The organism is Streptomyces sp. NPDC005151 (assembly GCF_053599875.1).
In genome coordinates, this window is sequence record NZ_JBSFYR010000214.1 from 1 (window position 1) to 3,639 (window position 3,639).

The 3,639-nt window shown below is 66.9% G+C and carries 3 protein-coding genes and 1 pseudogene; 2 read left to right on the plus strand and 2 right to left on the minus strand.

All coding sequences use genetic code 11. The features are described 5' to 3' along the window. Positions 1 to 90 precede the first annotated feature (90 nt). The gene (locus ACWD6R_RS40070; RefSeq protein ID WP_451823267.1) at positions 91 to 639 is read right to left on the minus strand and encodes an ATP/GTP-binding protein; all 549 of its coding nucleotides are present in this window, start codon (positions 637 to 639) and stop codon (positions 91 to 93) included. 401 nt (positions 640 to 1,040) lie between these two features. Further along, a pseudogene (locus ACWD6R_RS40075) lies at positions 1,041 to 1,376 on the minus strand (helix-turn-helix domain-containing protein); the annotation flags it as partial. Positions 1,377 to 1,462: 86 nt separating this feature from the next. On the opposite strand from ACWD6R_RS40075, the gene ACWD6R_RS40080 reads away from it, so the two are divergent. Then, positions 1,463 to 1,768 carry a transposase gene (locus tag ACWD6R_RS40080; RefSeq protein WP_451823268.1) on the plus strand — a complete coding sequence of 102 codons (306 nt, stop codon included), beginning with the start codon at positions 1,463 to 1,465 and terminating at the stop codon, positions 1,766 to 1,768. Positions 1,769 to 2,240: 472 nt separating this feature from the next. Continuing rightward, entirely contained in the window at positions 2,241 to 3,500 is a 1,260-nt protein-coding gene (ltrA, locus tag ACWD6R_RS40085; protein ID WP_451823269.1) for a group II intron reverse transcriptase/maturase, read from the plus strand. Positions 3,501 to 3,639 lie beyond the last annotated feature (139 nt).

Sequence of the window (3,639 nt, forward strand, 5' to 3'; positions counted from 1 at the left end):
TATCGACACGTTCAGAACAACGACCCACACCCACCGAAGTACCGGCCAGCTCATCAGTTCATCCGATTCAGCTATGTGCGGAGGATCGGCCTAGTTGAGTACCTGGACCTCCTGGACCTGTGCGGTCCATGCGGTCTGCCGGGTCTCGGTGAACTGCCCAGAGTCTCCGACGCCGGTCGCCGTCCAGTCCACGGTCCAGGTCGCAATAGAGGTCCCCTGGTACCGGCCGTCCGTCTGCCCGGCCGATGCCTGCTCGTACAGGTGACCGCAGTCCGGCGAAGCAGCCTTCCCCCGGGTCGCGTCGTATTTGGTGCCGGGACCGGCGCAGGTAACCGTGGCGCCGTCGCCCATCACCCACCGGATCGATGCCACCTTCGCCGTGGCGGAGACGGTGACGCCGCCCGCTGTCGCTGTCGCGGTGTTCGGCCCGTACGACGTCGGGGACTGGTCCACCCACATCCACATCGGCATCCCCACGACGTACCGCCCGCCCGCGCGGGGACTGGCCACCGCCGGGCCCACCAGCTTCATGGAATCGACCGCACGCCGCGCCACCAGCTCGGGATCGATCGTCGGCGCAGCGGGGCCGGCGCCGGTCGGGACGAACACGACGCCGACGCGCCCGCCCTCGCACACCACGCGGTAGACCGCGCCGTCCGCGGGTGCCTTGCTGATCGTGCCTGATGGAAGCGTGAAGAACTCCCATCATCGCAAGTCGCAAGGCACTTTCTCGTTCTCGGAAGCATTATCCACAGGCACCAAATCGGTGGATCAAGGCTTAGCGCGTCCGGTGCCGCGCGGACGCGCGGGCTTCCGCTCGCGCGGTCCTCGGGTGGCGCGGCCTTTCGGCCGCGTCCCTGCCCGCCCTCCACCGCTCCACCGCCGGCCAGGGATGGCCGTCCGGGCTCGATCTGCTCAGGCCGCCCGGCGGGTGACCGCCCAGGACGCGGCGGCGACGCGTCAACACCTGGATGCAGGGCCACCCGGACGACTACCGCTAGCGTGCATTTCAGGCCGGCCCGGCCCTGACCAGCCGAGGCTCAGGCGTCGAGCCATCCCCGCAGAATAGCCTGCGCGCCGGCCTGGAAGCGGGTCTCCGCGTTCAGGGAGTCCAGGAGCTGGGAGATGCGGCGCCGTGCGGTGTGGACGTGCACGCCCATGCGGCGGGCTATTGCCTCGTCCTTGAGTCCTGAGGCGAGCAGCCCGAGGAGCTCCTTCTGGGTGTCGGGCAGCGGGGCGTCGGCGTCCCCCAGCGGGTTCGCACGGTCCCAGACCGCTTCGAAGAGGGGGACCAGCGCGTTGCGTAGCAGCGCGTCGCCGACCACCAGCGCCGTGGCTGTCGGGTCGGTGGTCTCGGTCGGGGGGAGGAGGGTGATTGAAGTTCCCCCTCTGAAGTGGACAGCCTGATACTGGGACGGATCGGTCCCGGAGGAAGCAGTCCAGGTTGAGTGGTAAGAGCAACATGAGCAAGCGGTACACGTCGGAGTTCAAGCGGGACGCGGTGGCACTGGTCCGGTCGTCAGGGCGGAATGTCACCGAGGTCGCCCGGGAACTCGGTGTGAGTCCGGAGGGGCTTCGCGGCTGGGTGAAGCAGGCGAAGGCCGACCGCGGCGAGGGTGCGCCCGGTGCGCTGACCACGGCGGAGAAGGACGAGCTCCAGCGGCTGCGCAGGGAGAACCGGGAACAGCAGCAGACGATCGAGATCTTGAAAAAAGCCGCGGCCTTCGTGCGTCCTGAACGGAGAGGGGCTGCCGGTGTAGGCCGGTAGCAACTGGATGATGCTGCACAGATGATGAGGGTTTGGCCCCTCGGAGTCGCCCCTGCGGAGGGAGGCTCCAAACCGCCTCCTGCTGCGTTGGCTGAAGACCGTCGTGGTGAGCGTCGGAGGAAAAGGCGTCCTTGGAAGGGCGTCAGGTGGGGATCGGGAAGGCGAACGCGAGTGAACCACTGCTGATGCGTCGAAATGCTTGGACGACATCGAAACCGGGGCTTGAAGGCTCCCCGGGATGAGCCTGGCGGGCGTCCGCTTCCTGGCCAGGCGGTGTCCGGCGTGAAGGTGGCGCGAGCCCGGTCTGCGGGATCTGTGCGGAACAGGAGAAGGCGCGCGGCCATGCCGGTCGTGCGCCGGCGGACCGGTTCGTAGTAGCGGTGAAGTCCCTGTAATGGGGGCGGAGCGAAGGGGCCGGGTCGTTCGTGGCTTGTTCATTCGATCAACCGGAAGTGCTCCGGGAGGAATTGGCGTGGATGAGTTGAAAGTGCCGGTCAAGTCGTTCGGTATCCCGAAGCGGCTGGTGATGGAGGCTTGGGAGAAGGTCAGGGCGAACAAGGGCGCGCCGGGCGTGGACGCGGTGGCCATCGAGGAGTTCGAAGGGGATCTGCGGGGAAACCTGTACAAGATCTGGAACCGGATGTCCTCGGGCTGCTACTTCCCGCCGCCGGTGCGCATGGTGGAGATCCCGAAGCCGCAGGGCGGCATCAGGGTCCTCGGGGTGCCGACGGTGGGCGACCGGGTCGCGCAGACGGTGGTGGCGATGGTGCTGGAGAAGAGGGTCGAGCCGATCTTCCATCCGGACTCCTACGGCTACCGCCCGGGGCGCGGCGCGATCGACGCGGTGGGGACGTGCCGGGAGCGGTGCTGGAAGTACGACTGGGTGGTCGATCTGGACATCAAAGCGTTCTTCGACTCGGTGCCGTGGGACTTGATCCTCAAGGCGGTGGGCTCGGTCTGTGAGCTCCCCTGGGTCCTGCTGTATGTCAAGCGGTGGCTCGCTGCCCCGCTGCAACGTACGGACGGCACGCTGATCGAGCGGGTCATGGGAACCCCACAGGGGTCGGCGGTATCTCCCGTCCTGGCGAACCTGTTCATGCACTACGCGTTCGATGTATGGCTGGACCGGAACTTCCCGGACACCCGATTCGAACGTTATGCCGATGACGCGGTCATCCACTGCCGTAGTCTCGCCCAGGCGAGTGCGGTGCTGGCCGCGCTGGAGGCGCGCATGGACTCGGTCGGTCTTCAACTGCACCCCGACAAGACGCAGATCGTCTATTGCCGGGACGCGAACCGCAAGAGCTCCTTCGAGCACACGCGGTTCACGTTTCTGGGCTACGACTTTCGCGAGCGCACCGTGGACGGGCGGAACGGGCTGTTTCGGAGTTTCTCTCCGGCGGTTTCGGACAAGGCCCTCAAGCGGATGGGCGAGGTGGTGCGTTCCTGGCGCCTGCACCGGTGGGTGCAGGGCGAGGCCCGAGACCTCGCGGACTGGATCAATCCGGTCGTGCGGGGATGGATGCAGTACTACGGGGCCTTCAACAGGTCGGCCCTTTATCCCCTCCTGAAACGGATCAACGCCTACGTGGTCCGGTGGCTGCGCGGAAAATACCGGAGGCTGCGGCGAAGCTGGTCAGCGACCTTCCATGCGTGGTGGGCCGGGGTCGATCGACATCCCCGTCTCCTCGCGCACTGGGTCTGGATGACAGAGCCCGCCCGGGTCTGGTGACCAGGACGATAAGAGCCGTATGACGGGAGACTGTCACGTACGGAGTGCGCCGTGAGGCGCTTCGCTGTATCCCCGACGCAGTCGGGAGGAACTTGGAGGGAGGTTCTTGGGTCGCCTGACCTACCTGGAGGCGAAAGCT